This is a genomic window from Flavobacterium sp. FG68 (assembly GCF_057808895.1).
In genome coordinates this window covers 11583-29139 of sequence record NZ_JBMDIY010000041.1, presented here as the reverse complement: position 1 = coordinate 29139, position 17557 = coordinate 11583, and the positions used below count along the sequence as shown (strand labels likewise).

At 32.6% G+C, this 17557-nt stretch carries 10 protein-coding genes; all 10 read left to right on the top strand.

The annotated features are described in order from the left end of the window. Positions 1 to 13 precede the first annotated feature (13 nt). The 10 genes from ACODSB_RS21040 to ACODSB_RS20995 all read left to right on the top strand — a co-directional run bounded on the left by ACODSB_RS21040 (position 14) and on the right by ACODSB_RS20995 (position 17269). Complete coding sequence (locus ACODSB_RS21040; protein WP_488938464.1) at positions 14 to 5794, top strand: vWA domain-containing protein; 5781 nt, start codon at positions 14 to 16, stop codon at positions 5792 to 5794. Between the two features lie 88 nt (positions 5795 to 5882). Beyond that, a complete protein-coding gene (locus tag ACODSB_RS21035) occupies positions 5883 to 7028 on the top strand; it encodes a gp53-like domain-containing protein (protein ID WP_488938463.1) in 1146 nt (381 codons plus the stop codon). Positions 7029 to 7052: 24 nt separating this feature from the next. Then, the gene (locus ACODSB_RS21030; RefSeq protein ID WP_488938462.1) at positions 7053 to 7421 is read left to right on the top strand and encodes a tail fiber assembly protein; all 369 of its coding nucleotides are present in this window, start codon (positions 7053 to 7055) and stop codon (positions 7419 to 7421) included. A 78-nt stretch (positions 7422 to 7499) separates the two neighbouring features. Then, positions 7500 to 8366: a DUF5977 domain-containing protein gene (locus ACODSB_RS21025; RefSeq protein ID WP_488938461.1), complete on the top strand. Its 867-nt coding sequence runs from the start codon at positions 7500 to 7502 to the stop codon at positions 8364 to 8366. Between the two features lie 5 nt (positions 8367 to 8371). Beyond that, positions 8372 to 9526 (top strand): DUF5977 domain-containing protein, encoded by a 1155-nt coding sequence (locus ACODSB_RS21020; RefSeq protein WP_488938460.1) that lies wholly within the window; start codon positions 8372 to 8374, stop codon positions 9524 to 9526. A gap of 174 nt (positions 9527 to 9700) precedes the next feature. After that, positions 9701 to 10228: a hypothetical protein gene (locus ACODSB_RS21015; protein WP_488938459.1), complete on the top strand. Its 528-nt coding sequence runs from the start codon at positions 9701 to 9703 to the stop codon at positions 10226 to 10228. Between the two features lie 3 nt (positions 10229 to 10231). Beyond that, entirely contained in the window at positions 10232 to 11305 is a 1074-nt protein-coding gene (locus ACODSB_RS21010) for an NHL repeat-containing protein (protein ID WP_488938458.1), read from the top strand. 87 nt (positions 11306 to 11392) lie between these two features. Beyond that, positions 11393 to 13120: an NHL repeat-containing protein gene (locus ACODSB_RS21005; RefSeq protein WP_488938457.1), complete on the top strand. Its 1728-nt coding sequence runs from the start codon at positions 11393 to 11395 to the stop codon at positions 13118 to 13120. A gap of 141 nt (positions 13121 to 13261) precedes the next feature. Then, complete coding sequence (locus ACODSB_RS21000) at positions 13262 to 14770, top strand: hypothetical protein (RefSeq protein WP_488938456.1); 1509 nt, start codon at positions 13262 to 13264, stop codon at positions 14768 to 14770. Positions 14771 to 14965: 195 nt separating this feature from the next. Beyond that, on the top strand, positions 14966 to 17269 hold the full coding sequence (locus ACODSB_RS20995; protein WP_488938455.1) for a mechanosensitive ion channel family protein: 2304 nt from the start codon (positions 14966 to 14968) through the stop codon (positions 17267 to 17269). Positions 17270 to 17557 lie beyond the last annotated feature (288 nt).

The window sequence follows — 17557 nt, the reverse complement described above, 5'->3', positions numbered from 1 at the left end:
AAACAAGAAAAAAATGAGTTCTATAAATCTTCAGGAAAGCCAACTCTCTGGCTGCGAAAAATATATAGCAATCGTTGTTGACGAATCGGGTTCGATTAGCTCCAATGAAGCACAGCAAATTAGAGGCGGGCTGACTTCATTTATCAATTCTCACTCCCAAAGCAACATCACACTTTCATTAATCGGAATGTCTAACAGCGATACAGCTGTTAGACCCGATAATGTTATCCAGAAAAAAATTGCAGATAACAAACAGGATTTTTTAAACTGGATCACTTTATTTGGTCAAGGCAGAGTTACTGTTCAGTCTGATTATTGGGCTTCTGGTTTAAATGAAGTCAGGAATCTGGCTGTTACTCCTGATATTGTTTTTGTTGTAACAGATGGTGTTCAGGTAAACAATTCTCAATTCTTAAAAGATATATTCACAGAGTTAAACTTAAAATCGCAGGTTTTTGTTTATGGTGTTACAAGTGAAATTGGAAGCGAAAATGAGTTAACAACTCCGTTAAATACGTTTTTGGGCAGAGAACCAAAATTAAAATCAAATAAACTTACTGCTTTAGATTCAGATTATCTTAGGGTTCCTGATTTCAGCACTTTAGAGATAGAATTAAATCAACTTATTACTGATTTGAATAATGCTCAAACAGGTTGTATTTCGAATGTTAGCATTATTGAAAATAAAATTGTTTACCCAGTTTTAAAGAAAGGCAAAAAAGTAAAGGAAGCAGCCGGAACTTTAACTCTTAGAAACAAAAGCCGTATTCCGCTTACATTAAGTGCAGGAACAAGAATTCATCAAAAAAGCAGTTTAAATGGTTTAATTTTCAGGCTTCAAAATGCTGTTACAATTCCTGGATCGGCTCAGGTTGATGTCGCAATTCAAATTGAAGGCAAACCATTGGCTCTTGGAAATTCTTCGGCTCCAATTTTTCTGGACAACGTTAAAAACAATGCCGGATTCAGCATTAACTTTAATGTCGGTAAAGGATCTGCTGTAATTGATATTGATTCATCAAAAACAAATCTGCAGTCTACTTATTTGCAAATTGCAGCTGCCGGATCGAGAGGAGTTGACAGTACAAAAGGAATTCACCTTCGCTGGATGCTTACTGGAAAATTAGGAGAAAAACATCTTCCAAAAGGAGATTTATATACAGGTGATATATTAAATCACAATAAACCTGATGACTTCGTAAAAGTTTACAGAGCTCCTTACATCAAGAAAACTCATGTTTTAGATTTAAGTGAAAAACCAAATGTTGTTGATAATCAAAAAGCATTATGGATTTATAAACCTCTCAATTCAACAAGATCAATTTATGTCACTTTTCATAATGTAACAAAATATAAATCGGTTAAACTTGCTATAGATCCACTGGTTAATCCTGCTGATTTTATTCAGGCTTATGGGAATAATTTGATCGAAATTGAAAATAAATCTGAATTATTTTTTGCTGCTGAATTAAACTTTTCATCTGTAAACACTTCGAGCAGAGTAAGATTAGAAACGCTATCTGTTGCCGAAAATAATTTTATTGCAGAAAAAAAAGTTTCAAATCGTAAAACGTATTCTTCATCTCAAATAGACAATATTCGTTTGGTTTCTGAAAACGGAAAAAGTATCCGATTGAAAGCTGATAAATGTCTTTTACATTCAATAAGTTTTGAGTTTTACTCAGATTTTATCACGCAGGCAAATACAACTGGAGACTGGACTTTAAAAGGAAAATATGGACTAAGCGATGACGATACTAAAGTTTTTGAACAATTAGAACCAAAGCTGAATGCCGTTCACGGAAAATGGTTAAAGTATAATGAAGACGACTATGTAAATATTGCTAATTATAAGGATAAATGGAATAGGTTGACAATTCCAACTGATGAAAGTGACAAAAACATTAAAGAAATTCTTAATCAATATCTTGAATTAAGTAAAAAAGCTGATAATCCAACTGCATCTGAAATAATCAATTTTGGCGATCTTGATGCGGGAAGAACTTTAACAGAAGAGGAAAAATTAGATGAAGATAAATTCACGAAAATATCTTATCTGGAGCTCTTAAACATTGCAGCAAATGATTATCATATTGCACGTATGTTAGGCTTGGGATGTATTGATATGGATGACGAAGTTTTATCTGGAGAATTTGTTTATCTAACAGAATATACCACTTTGGGTGATTTGGATGGTGCTGGAGCAAAGGAAAGACAGCATCTTTCTATGAGTATTCCAACATCTTTAAATACAGAACGTCAGTCTCTTCCTGTACAATTAAATAAAATTGTTCCGGGATTAAATATGGATTCTAATGAAAGTCAGACTGCAAGCATTACAGATCCGGAAGGATACAGTTTTGATGGAAAGAAAAGATACGTAAGTTTATTTATGGATGATGTCATGGATTATGACGTTAGTAAAGACCATAAAGATTTCTTTAAATCTCCAGAAGAATATGATGGAAGTACTTTTACATTTCCTGTTTACGTAGGAGTTGATTATAAAGTTGAAGAGTTGGATGACAATTGGGTAAAACCGGAATTATCACATGATTTAGAATACAAAAATGTCAATAAAAATCTTGAAGAATCGAATTATGAGTCTGTTCCTATTATTATTCCTGAATCTGGAAAATCGATTATAAATATCCGTCAGAAAGAAGTAGGCGAAAAAAATTATATCTATCAGGGATATGGTATTAATATTTTCTCGAGAGCAACAACCGGAAGACAAATAAGTATTAAATCAGATATTAAACCGGCAAACAATTTAATGCCGCCAAGTAACATCAACTCGCTTTTAATTACAGACGAAAGTCCGTTAATGTTTACTTCAGCTTCTGAACAAGAACGTCTTGGCAAGATTACAGGAACTGATAAAACATTGGTTAGAATATTGTTTGATTATTACTCAGCTCAGGAATTGACAAATTATACGCTTCCTGCAGATATGTCTGCTGAAACAGCAAAAGATGACAAAAACAGCATTTATCCTGATAGTGAAGAAATATTTGCAGATCATTTTAAACTGTATTACAAAGATGGACTACCAGAAGTTGAATATGCTGCTATTGATGACATTATTGATAATGGTACAGATAATTTGACTTCGATTATTAAAATTAAAGAATATAAAGTCTTAAGCAGCGGCCAGGAAATAAAAATCTCATTAACAGAAGACAACAAAGAAAAGTATGATGGAGGAATCCTGACTATTGGAGATCAAAATTATATTGTAAAAAGTATAGAAGTTGTTACCAAAACAGTTGATAATGTTGTGATCTTTGATTATGCACTAATTGAAATCTTGAAAAAAGAAGTCAGTGATAGTGTTCACGCAGATGGAGATGCCACAATAGATTCTGATCAAATTAAATCAATTCAGATGCCTGAAAACAGATTGTGTACTCTTGTACAGAATATGCAGTCATCTTGTAACTGGCATAAACCGGGAATTGATTTTAAAGTTGAATACCCAGCTTATCTTAATGAGATTCATCGTGAAGTTATTCAGCCAAAAAGTGAAAATACAAAAGATTTACAACTGGAAAAAACCAGGGGAATCTTTAAACCTGCAGTAATTGAAAGAGTTTTGGAAAAAACTTATGAAATGAATGCGGATGGATCATATAAATTAGATGTAAACGAGGATCCTATTCCGCTAGCTGTAGGTGAAGACTTAATAAAAAAACACCTAGGATTATACAAAATAACTTTCCCAGGTTTTCATTTACCTCAACATCCTCAATTCAAAACCGGAAACGAAAATTCTGTAGAATGGTCTAATGGTATTGTTCGTTTGTTTAGAAAAAGTGCTGTGAAAGCCGGAAGTACAATTCACGTAGAATCACGAAAAGAATTTAAAGTTGTTCGAACAGAAAATATTGGTGAAACAGGTGACTTAGTTTTATATATTAATGATACCGATTTCAAATTAGGAGATTATGTGAATCAGATAATGGATGATAAATACAATGAAATCATTATCGGACAGCAAGACGTAAACTACTATCCTAGTTATAAAGTTTACCTGTACGCAGATGCGGCATCTGGAATTAATGAACAAAATATTCAGCCAAGAGCAAATGAAAGTACGCACTACTCTATTTTCGGAATCAGCACACGTGCTGTAAGACCAAATTTGAAATACAAATCAAAGATTAGTATCCCTAGTCCGATGTATGCTGTTAAAATTGAAAAACCGGTAAAACCTGAAGAGATTAAATGTGATAGTTATTATGCTACAAGACCTGATTTTTATAATCGTTCGACTTTCACTTTTACTACAAAATATGAAGACAGCCGTAAACCTTATGGCGCATTGCATTACAGAGCTAATGAAGAAAGCTTCTTAAATGTTTTGTATGAAAGAGAAACTATAAAAACGATTCGTGAAGAACTACAAAAACTTGGTGGAAATGATGAAGTTAATTTTAGAGACAGATGGAAAAACTTTTTAAACTTTAATGAGCTTGAAACAGATGGTCATTATAAAATTTTTCCGGAAAATGATCCTGAAGGCTTTGCTTTCCCATTACCGGATAATGAAGAATTAAAAAATCTAATTAACGATTTTATTAAATGGCATAATGAAACACTACCTGGAACAATAGACGATGAAGTAGAAATCACATCGATATCAGCGTTAAATCAAGTTATAATCTCTAAAGGAGTTGAAAATCCTGTTTTGGCTGTCCATTTTATTGAAGAAGCTATTCAATCCGCTTTTGTTCCCTTAACGGAAGTGCCAGTTATTTATGAACACATTAAAGGAGCAGAATATACTCCAACTAATAAAAAGCAAACTATTAAAGATAAAAATGGTCATGCCTTAAAACCAACTGACACAGATTTTGATATTGCTCCAATGATGAAAATCGTAAACGAAACTGATAATATTACACAGTTTACAGATTTTAATCTTGATGGAAATTCGCAGAGCATTTATTTCTACGCTGTTCGTGAAATGGACATTAAAATGAATTTTAGCCAATTTAGTGATCTTTTAGGGCCTGTAAAATTAGTTTCTTCAACTCCGCCTAGAATGCCGGAAATCAAGAGAATTATGCCAATTCTTGAAAATCAGGTTTTAGGGATTAAGCCGGCTATTCAGTTTGAATTAAATGCTTATCTCCCGACATCCAACATTAAGAAAATTAATATCTACCGTGCTAAATCAATGCAGGATGCACAATCGATAAGAACAATGACTCCGGTTAAAGAAGTTTTAATTGATGAAGAAACTTTGTCTAATGAATTTGATAATGTCTGGACGGTTTATGATGAATTTGAAGATCTGGAATCTGTTCCATTTGGAGATGGTCTTTTTTACCGAGTTACAGTTTCAAGAGAAATCGAATATGAAGATTCTAGTTCGACTGACTTAAACCGAATTGTTAATATTGATTATGCTCCTTCGCAGCCATCAAAAATTACGGCAACTATAATTGCAGATAATGTTTCGCCAGAATCTCCAGTATTAGAAGCTTCGGGAATCGAAACCGGAACAAACGGAGAAATCTTTAAACCAGTCATTTTTAGCTGGGGAAAAACAGTTCATAACGGTAAATATCATTTGTATAAAATGAATAATCAAGGCAACTGGGAAAAAATTCACGAGAAAGCATCTAATGAAATTATTGTGAATTTACCTCTGCAGGAAACTAAACTGGGAACAGATGAATTAGTTATCAAAAATGAAGATGGTGAAAGAATTTATCATCACTTCAAAGTAATTTCTGAAAACTCATCAGGTATGTTCAGCAGCGAAGAAAAAATTCTAACTCTTTAAACCAATAAATACCAATGACTAACCTCATTGGTATTTAAATCAGGTTTTACTCAACAAACATTTAAAGCAAGAAATAAAATTAAATAACATGGCAACAAGCAGAAATGACTTTCACAGCAAATTCAATAATGGAGATATTCCATCACATGCTGATTTCGTCGAAATTTTTGACAATTTCGTTCACAAACAAGATGACAAAGCCGATTTTCAAATGGTTGAAACTGGTACATCTAACGAACATTATATTACTCCCGCACTTTTAAGATCAGTTTTTCAAAATTCAGGAATTATTTCCGGTAACTGTTACTTCCCTTTAAAAGAATATCGAGATGATTATACCGGCTCATTAATTGAATTAGAATATCCGCCTATTGAAAACAGTGTTAAAGTATTCAAAAACGGACAATTATTAGGGGAAGATGAAGATTATGTATTAGACTATGATCATGCAAAAATTAGTTTCCCTGAGGGAATTATCGACAGAAATATTGAAATAAATTATTGGTATCAGAATATGAATCCAATTTTGGAAGATTCTGATTCAATGTATGGAAAATCTTCTATTCCGTTTAAAGAAAATTTTAATGCCGATGATTTTAGCAGTGATACTATTGTGCTGCAAAACAAACCTCTAAAATACAGTGTAAAAATTTACAAAAATGGGCAGTTACTTAGAGAAGATAAAGACTATTCAATAGTTGACGGCACTAATGTCATTACGTTTTCTGAAGTTATAAGCAACCGTAATATTGAAGTAGATTATTGGTTTGCAAGTTCAATATCATTAAATGATCAACAATTAAAATCAAAATATGTTGATTTAAAAACAAATCAAACTATTGATGGAAATAAAACTTTTACCGGAGATACGCAAAGTAAAAGTTTCATTAAAACTGGCGGTGCTTCTAACGAATATCTTATGGCAGATGGCTCGGTTTCTACCTCTACAGCTTCTGATTATGATGCAGGACATTCTGGTTTTGATATGTTAACAACAAGCGGTTATCAAAAACTTAGTAACGGGTTAATATTACAATGGGCTTATTTAACATCGGGCAGTGTAAGCTACAGTTTTCCTCTTGCCTGGCCAGTGGGAGCTTTTAGTGTGGTCTTATCTACTATTAGAGATTCTTCTGGGAATAAAGGTTTTAATCATGTCGCTAATCTTTCAAAAACATCATATCAGGCGATTATTGACGGTAACTATGGTTACATGTTTGCAATTGGACGCTAATCTAAAATTTAAAATAAAAAAATTATGTATAAAGGAACATACAACGAAGATGGAGAATACACAGGCTTTTATGTTGAAGGGATTCATGAAAATATTCCACAGCCAAATATTGAATTAACTACAGAAGAATGGCAGCAAGCGTTATCTAAAAATTACAAGGTAATTGATGGAAAACATACCTTTTCTGCTTTCGTACAGAACGAGGATACTATTTTAGAAAATCTAAGAACAACCAGAGATACATTGTTAACTGATAGTGACTGGACTCAACTAGGTGATTCTCCTCTTTCAAAACAGAAAAAAACAGAATGGAAAAATTACAGACAAGCATTAAGGGATTTAACTAGTCTCGATGACTTAACGTCTATTGTCTGGCCTACACAACCATCATAATAAAAACAATTGTTCAATGACTTTCTAATGGTTTTTAGAAAACAAAAGACAACATTATTATTTATTAAAACATAATGTATGGAAGAAAATACAACATATAAACCTTTTAATTATTTAGATAATTATACTCCTATAGAAGGTGAGGTGGTTTTTTATAATACAGAAAAAACATTAGCGGTTAAAAAGAATGATTGTTCTAAAGAAACAGCTGGAAATCTGGTCACTTTAACTGCAAGTGCCAATAAATTTATATCAACTGAAAGTATAGCCGATGCAAATGAACAAGCTGAATCATGGCTTAGAGCGAATGTACAGGCTTATGCAAACAATGAAGGGATTTGCAGTATTAGAGAAACAGCTTGGCGTGGTGTGAATCCTTCGTGCGTAATTGAACCACCAACAACCTTACAGCCTTTCGACTACATGGTTATAAGATACAAATGGGCTTTAGGTGCAGGGAAAGATCTTGACACTTTTACCGGATTTGTTAACACAGGAACTCCTTGGGATAATAAATATATGGGATATGGTCATGGCCAAGGAACTGAGTTACCAAACTACAGCAATATCTCGCAATCTTATATTATGTATGCTGGAGACAATCAAGAAAACAACGGCGTTGAGGCCTGCTTAATTAATTTCGACAAATTGTCATCTGATAATATTTCTTTAAAATCGATTCCGGTTAGAATGGCTGCTGCTTGGTTTGGTCAATTTGGAAGTGGAAATATAGATATTGAGATAACGACTTTTTCAGGAGGAACTATGGAAAAACTAGGATTTGATTTTATTAACATAGACGGCTCTCAAATACAACAGTTGAATTTTTCGAAAAAGATTCCTTATCCACCTAAGTGGGTAAAAGATGTAAATGAGGTTACAAACATTGGATATATAACATATAATGTAGACTCTTCAACAGCAAAAGTCGTAATAACTTATTAAATAACATGGCAAATACAGGATATAAATCTTTTACTTTATTAGAAAGATACTATAAAGACGATGGTTCTTCTACGGGAGATACAAAACCAAATGTGCTAACAGATCCGGATTATATTGCACCAATTTTTGACACAACAAGCTGTCCTCAAGATGTACGATATTATAACACAGAACAAACTAAAACTATAACAAAAAATGATTGCTCAGCAGGTGAAGCCGGATCAGAAGTAACACTTACCGCTTATGTAAATCAGTTCGTATCTGATATTAGTATTACTGACGCAAATAATCAAGCCATTGCCTGGCTGGAAGAAAATGCACAAGTTTATGCCAATAATTTAGGGACGTGTATACTTAATATCCCGGTTATTTCCAGCACTATTTCAAGTGATGGAATGACTATAAATTTATCATGGATTGTTCCACATGATGATGTAAGAATTACAGGATATCAATTATATAGAACTCTTGATTTAAATGGTGATTGGTTACCATACAGATCTATAAATATTCCAGATCTAAAATCATTTTCAGATACCTCATTAGCAGCCAATACTACTTATTATTATAAGGTTGCAACAAGAAGCGCAGCTGGTTTATCAACCCCAAGTAATATAACTTCTCAAACTACAGGCGATAATTCTACAGGAGGACCAGGTGGCGGCGGCGGAAGCTGTTTCGTTGAAGGCACATTGATTACGCTTCCAGATGGTTCTAAAAAAGCTATTGAGGAATTGCATCTGGAACAACTGCTTCTTTCTGCCGAAATTGAAACATTAATTGATACCAATAATGCTAATGAGTTATATAAATGGTCTTCTGCTTCCTTGTTGGAAAGAAGAATAACATCGCCAATTACTAAATTAACGCAGAAAGATGCTTATAAAACAATAATTGTAAACGACGGATTGTTAGAGGCTACTCCAACTCACTTACAGCTTATTCAACGCGATAGTTTGTGGAGATTTATCTCTCTTGGAGATATTCAGGTTGGAGATAATTTGTACTCTATTAATAGTGAAATTATTCCGGTTACATCAGTTAGAATTAATTTAGAGAAAAGAAAAATTTTCCCTTTAACATTAAATCCATTTCATACCTATTTCGCAAATGGAATTTTAACTCATAATTATAAAGAGGGAGAAAATCCAAATCCATAAATTAAAATTGGATTTATAGAGTCTAAAAATAATTTACTTTTTTAAATCTCTGTGATTTAAATCGAATTTTGGCAACGGAAATATCAAACAAATCCAGCTTTAATCAATTTGGGTTCAAATTTTTTAAGCTGGATTCTAAAGAAATAATAAAAATTAATTCAATCAATCATAAAAGTGGATACAAATTATAACAGAATAAAAGTAGCTGATTTAGAAAAAAATGAACGTGACAAAATCTTAACAACAAATTCTAATGGTGAATTAGAATTTAGCGATGTTAATAATATCAAAACTGATAGTTACAATGCGTTGGATTATGTTCAGGATGGTAAATCATTAGATGCCAGGCAAGGTAAAGTTTTGAAAGATTTGATAGATATTGGATTAAAACCACAAATTACTATTAATACTGGCGCTAATAATATAACTACTGATACTGTTGATGCAGCTGGCTTACAGCAGCATGGTCGAAATGTAATTATTAATAATGGTTTAAATCCTATAAATATTACTGTAAAGGGAGGAATTAATAATATTATAACATATACCAAATTTGGTACTGGAGAAATTTCATTTGTACAGGGTCAAGGCCGAACATTAACTCAAGTTGATGGAACTGCTCTCTTAAATGGAGCTGTTGGAAGTACAGCCACATTGGTAAGTATAGGAACAATAGATTTATTAAGAATATCAAATGCATAAAGGATGAACCCTATAATCTATAACGAATTTGGGAGACAGCACTTCACTAAACTAACTCCTACACAATTATCTGGTTCAATAAAATATATAGGCTCCGTTTTAGCACCTAATGGTTGTATATATTATATACCAGGTGGAGCAAGTCAGGTACTAAAATTCAATCCAATTTCTGGAGTCATGACATTAATAGGTAGTTCTTATGGTGTTACATCAGATCATAAATGGGTTGGGGGTACACTTGCACCAAATGGAAAAATATACTGTGCTCCACAATCGGTAGCAAGTGTAACAAAAATACTCGTGATAAACCCTTCAAATGATACAACAGAATTATTGGATAAAGTTACCGGTATTTCTTACAGCGGTGGGGTATTAGCACCAAATGGTAATATTTATTTTATACCAACTTCTAATTCAAGAGTGTTAAAGCTGGATCCCAGTACAGGAATTACTTCATTAATTGGCAATACATATTCTGGATCAATCTCAAATTGGTATGGAGGAGCATTAGCTTTCAATGGAAAAATATATTGTGCTCCTTTAAATAATGATAAAATTTTAGAAATCAATCCTGCTAATGATACAACAACGCTAGTAGGAAATTCTTTATCAGGAACTGGGAAATATTCTGGAGCTGTTTTAGCCCCAAATGGAAAATTATATTTTACACCATATACTGGAGCTGATCAAATTTTAGAATTTAATCCTAATACGGGTATCAGTGCCTTAATTGGATCAACATATAGTTACGCACAAAAATGGCTTGGTGGTGGAATTATTGGCCTAAACGGTAAAATTTACTTTATCCCGGCCAAAATAGGTAAGGTTTTAGAATTAGACACATTAACTAATACAACAAAACTAATAGGTAATAATTATGGTACATCTACATTAAAATGGACAACTGGTAATTTAGCTTCTAATGGGAAAATTTATTCCGGAATGTATAATTCTAATCAAATGTTAGAAGTCTACAATATCAATAAAACAAATATAATGATGGCAGATGCTCAAATACCTACTGATTTGTCCCAATTAGCCACATCAAATTATAACAAATACTATAATAAGTTTTAATGACTGTTAACTAATTGCTCTAATATTACCCGTTATGAGATAATGAATAATTTAAAAACAATAACTCCTTAATTAAAAAAATATAAGATGAATACAAATTATAACAGAATCAAAGTAGCTGATTTAGAAAAAAATGAACGTGACAAAATCTTAACAACAAATTCTAATGGTGAATTAGAATTTAGTGATGTTAATAATATCAAAACTGATAGTTACAATGCGTTAGATTATACACAAGAAGGCAAAGCTCTAGATGCCCGACAAGGTAAAGTTTTAAAAGACTTAATTGATAACATTAAAGACACTCTTAAAGCTTATTTTGATACACTGTATTTAGGAATTTCCAATGATCAAAATGTATCTGGAATTAAAACATTTCTTGCTGGTAAACTAGGAATAAGAAATGTTGCTAATACTTTTACTTCATTTTTTACAAATGCAAATACAGCATCAAGAACTTATACTTTACCAAACAAAGATGGTATTGTAGCAATGACATCTGACATCTCCCCAAATATTGTAACCACTGGCAGCCAAAATTCTATCCCAAAGTACGGCTTATATGGTGCAACCTTAGGTAATAGTAGAATTGCAGACACAGGTTCAAAAATCGTAGTTGATAATTACAATACTGCAGAATTAGATTTACAATTTAATTCAATTAAAAATTCTAATGTAATAGGATCAGAAACAGCCACTTCAGGTTTTAATGGAACCGATTTTATTGTTAAAGGAGGCAGTACAAGCAATTCTCAGACACAATTAATAATTAAAAAAATGGGGGCAGGATTACCTGCTACTGCTACCTCAATTTTTTCATCTAATTATTCAGATAATGTATATGCATGTGCAGGAACAGTTATGTATAAGTTTGATAGAGTGACAGGCTCGTTTTCAATTTATGCTACTGGCCTTATCACTGGTAATAGTATATGGGGAGGATGTGAATCTCCTACTGGTGATGTTTATTATATTAATCAAGCAAGGAATATTTATAAACAAACGAACGGAACTGGTGCTTTTGTTTTATATGCTTCCTTACCGGCTGGATTTTATGGAACTGGAATTACTATAACGCCTAACAAAGATATTTACGCATGTACATTTTCGGGTAAAATCTATAAACAGACAAATAGTACTGGCTCTTTTATCGACATTGGCGAACCTTCTCGTAATTATATGTCATTGACTTCTGATTTAAATAATAATATCTATATCGCAGAAGGAGGGAATAATTCTATGGGCGGCGGTAACGGATATATGTACAAGCAAACCAATAGTACTGGAGTTTTTACTCAAATGGACAGTACTTTTCAATCTTGGAACGGAATTGTTTGGGATAGAATTACTGGAGACTTGTATTGTTCGTCTGGAACTGGTGTATATAAATTTACAGGTGGTTCAGGTTCTGCTATAAGTCTGGGTGTTTCTTTTGGGTTCGCTGGTTCAACTTTAGCAATTTGTAAAACGATATTGTTTACTACGTGGATAAATGCTTCAACAGGTTTACAGGATATTTATTGCTTGTATGTTAATTCAATTGGTCTTCCTGATTTGAATGGAGGAATCTTAAAACAAAAAGCAGGCATTGGAAAAGGTGCTGGTCAATCAAGAATTCAATTTATAACAGGCCAAAAAACAGCATCGGGAACAAATTTACAAAACGAAATATTAAGATGTTACATTGATGAAAATGGCTACTTAGTTTGGTTAAACATGCCAACTTATGCAGATAACTCTACAGCCATTGCTGCAGGTCTTCCAGTAGGATGTGAATACAAAACAGCAACAGGAGATCGTAAAATTGTTTATTAGTTTCTTTTGAATATTTTTTATCATCTTAACAGGAACGTCAGCAATTAAACAATTGCTGATGCAAGAATTTAGATGATATTTAATTCTATAAACCTTCATATCAATTAAAAAAATAATTTAATCTCAATAAATAAAACAAAAATGAGTACAAAATATAACAGAATAAAAGTAGCGGATTTAGAAAAAAATGAGCGAGATAAAATTTTAACTACTAATGACAATGGCGAATTAGAATTTAAAGATATTGAGAGTGTAAAAACTCAAAACTATAATGCTTTGGACTACAATGTCGAAGGAAAAGCATTAGACGCCAGGCAAGGAAAAGTTTTAAAAGATCTTGTTGATAGTAAGCAATCAACTTTAGTTGCCGGAACAAATATTACAATTTCAGGCAATACCATTAGCTCTACAGGAGGTGTCGCCAGCGATGCTACTATAACATCTAAAGGAGTTGTCCAGTTAAAAGGTGATTTAGGAGGAACAGCTTCACTACCAACCACTCCTACAGCTATTCATATTACAGGAGATGAAACTTTCACGGGAACTAAAACCTCTTTGATTACAGGAAGTGGAAATGGAATAGTTTCAAATGTAACTACTGGAACTGGGTTAAATTTTGTTGGTCAAAATAATGGAACAAATACTTTTACAGTAAATCAAACCGGCGCAGTTACGGCTAATTCATTTATTAAAGCATCTGGAACAGCATCTCAATTTTTAAAAGCAAATGGAACAGTTGACTCTACTACGTATGCACCTATTTCTGCACCAACTTTTACAGGCATTCCAAAAGCACCAACTGCAGCTGCTGGAACAAATACTACCCAAATAGCAACAACAGCTTTTGTTTTAGCTAATGCAACCACTACAGAGGCATCAACTACAGCATTTGGCAAGATTAGATTAACAGGTGACTTAGGTGGTACTGCAGGAGCAGTTACAACACCAACATCTTTACACATAACTGGAAATGAATCATTTACAGGTGTTAAAACTTGCATAAACCCAGGCCCATACCAAACTGCAGGAATGACATTTATAAACAATTCTTCAAGCGGGCAGGTTTTTGAAGTTACAAATAACGCTAGTAGTTTAGGGATGGTTTTGTCAAATAATAGTGATGGATATGGAATATATGCTACAAATTCTAGTTCGGGAATTGGTATGTATATGAATAATACAAATGATGGTCCTGGAATCTTAGTTCATAGTGGTTTTGGCGTAGGTGGAATAAAAAACGGAAATGGCATAGTTGTAAGCAATGTTGGAACTGGTGCCGGTATTTATGCTCATTGTGGTGGTGATAACGGAAACAGCATCTATATTAGTGCTGGGCAAGGTAAGCAGACTAGTATGTGTAATGGTTTAGTCTGCGATAATTTCACTCAAGGAGATGCCATAATCGCTAATGCGGCTTATGAATATGCAACTGGATATAATTATGTAGGTCAAAATAGTGGCATCAACACTTTTACTGTAAACAAACAAGGGGATATTGTGGGAAATTCATTTAAAATAAATACACTGAATACACCTCCTGCAAGTGCAAATTCTCTTGGAACACAAGGTGAAATTAGATATACTACAAATTATATTTATTTATGTATATCAACTAACACTTGGGTTAGAGCTCCTCTCTCTACATGGTAATTTAAATCATATTATTATAACAAATCGAAAATCTCAACTTCCAAATCAGAAGTTGGGATTTTTTATTTAAAATTCTCTACTAAATATGCAAATTACAAAAGCTAATACTATCCAAAAAACAATTAAATTTGGAGACCTTAAATCACCTAATTAATTATGAATTCAAAAAGAAATTCTTATTTATCCGCCTTACTAATGATACTTTTTTTCGTATCATTTTCCTATTCACAAAATACAGCTTCAAAAACAGAAAACAAATCAAAATTATTTGAAGAAACCGCAACAGATAGTGACTACTTAATGTCTATTGAAAAAGCCGGAGATGTTTTGCAATCGGCTGCTAATGATGCCGAATTCGAAGGAAACACTTTTCACTTGTTTGGAGAAATTAAACGAACCGAAAGTAAACTCGATTTAATATTAGCAAGTTTAAAAGGTGCTAATCCAAACGTGCGAAATCAGCAAATGTATCGTATTGTTTTAAAAGAAATCGAACAGGAATTAAATGATCAAAATAAAGCGATAGATCACCGAAATGCAAATCTTGAAAAAATTAAAAGTAAAATTCTTGATCTGCGTAAAGACAAAACTCTATTTACACTTATAAAAGATACTATCCGCAGAAAACAATTTAAAACAGAATTAGCCAATCTTAAAAAAAGATATCTAAAAACGGACAGCCTGATGACGAAAAATCAGGAAGTTTTAAATCTCAAAAAAAGACTGACAGTAGAACACAAAATAGCTGTTTCAAACGCTTTAACCACTGTAGAAACAAAGCTCGAAAAATCTGGAATAAGTATTCTTAAGAAAGAATATCCATCATTATGGAGTACTGATACTACAGCAAAAAAAGTAGTATCGCACAACATTAAAGCAAAAGTTATAATTGAAGAAAATGTAGCTGCTTATTATTTAAGCTACAAAGCCGGCGGATTAATTACATTATGTTTCTTTATGGGACTTTTGGCCTGGTATATTTCACGTAACTTGAAGTACTTAAAATCTAACGGTCATGCCGAAAATCTTTCTCTTTTTAATTTTAAATATTTAAACAGAGGTGTTATTTTACCTGTAATTGTTATAGGCTTAAACATTGCTATAGTTACAAATTTATATGCTCCAGCCCTATTTTTAGAACTGCTTCAGTTAGGTTCTTTAGGTGTGCTTACAATTTTATTTAAGAACGATTGGTCTGGAAAATCAATGCGCAACTGGCTATTACTTTTCGGATTATTTTTTGCCCTTTGTTTTCTGGATCTTTTCATTGAAGTTGGATTGTTTCAACGCTGTTCTTTTATCATCATAAATATTCTGGGAATACGATATGGTTTAGTTCAAATAAAAAGTTTAAAAGATCAATTGTATATCAAAGGATTTTTTAAATGGGCCAGCATTATTTTTATCGGATTAAATGGATTATCAATACTTTATAATATTTTCGGAAGAGTTTCGCTTTCAAATATGTTGAGCTTAACTGCTTTTATTTCGCTGACGCAGATTGTTGCTTTAAGTGTTCTTTTAAAAATAATTCTGGAAATAATCCTTTTACAGATTTACACAACACGTATAAAACGCGGAATCGAAAAAATATTTGATTACGAAAATGTATCTGATACATTAAAAAAACCATTTATCATAATAATCAGCTATATGTGGCTCGTTGTAATCGCTTCTAATCTAAACATTTGGGAATCATTACGTACTTCTCTTGGAAATTTACTAAGCCGTCCAAATACGATTGGAAGTATCACTTTCACTTTAGGAAATATTGTATTGTTTTTTATCATTGTCTGGGCTGCGCATTTACTACAGAATTATGTTGCTTACTTTTTTGGAGAAATTGAAGATGAAAACGAAGAAAACGTCAATAAAAGGCAGCATTCTAAATTATTAATTACCAGACTTATCGTTTTGATTGTGGGGTATCTTTTAGCCGTTGCCGCTTCAGGTATGCCTTTAGACAAACTGAGTATTCTTTTAGGAGCATTAGGTGTCGGTGTTGGGCTTGGGCTTCAAAATGTTGTTAACAACTTCGTTTCGGGAATTATTTTGATTTTTGATAAACCTATTCAAATTGGAGATGTAATTGATATTAGTTCAGAATCTGGAAGAGTAAAATCAATGGGATTAAGAACAACCAAAATCAATGCTCCAAATGGTGCCGAAATCATTATTCCAAATGGTAATCTACTATCTCAAAACATTACCAATTGGACTTATACTGATAATTTTAAACTGGTTGATATTTCAATTGAAATTAGCGGCGATGCAACTCCCGAAGATATAAATACAACTATTTTAAGTTCCCTTGAAAGCCTTCCTTTAGTAAATAATACCAAACCATCTCAGATTTATTACAATTCTATTTCTGATGGAAAATTCAAAATACAGATTAAATTCTGGTGCAGTATTTACAGAACCGAAGAAACTATAAGTACAGCTAAACAAGTTTTGTTTAGCAACTTTAAAGCAAAAGGGTTGACTTTTTCGACTTAGAAATTTAGATAGGAAAAATGGTTTGAATTACGCATAAGTTTTTCAAACCATTTTTTTATTGTAAAAATTTAATTTTCTTTATTCTTCAAATTAAAAAAAGATAATGGATTTTCTAGAAATAATATTCGGCAGATATCTCCTCGAAGTCTTAGGGGCATTTACAAGACATCTTTGTGTTCACGAGCGAGACCCTCGCCGCCAGCAGGGAAAATCAAGAAAAAAATGGAATTACGAGAAAAGATAATAAAGGTTTTAGATTACGAACCAAAAGTTCTACATCAAATATTC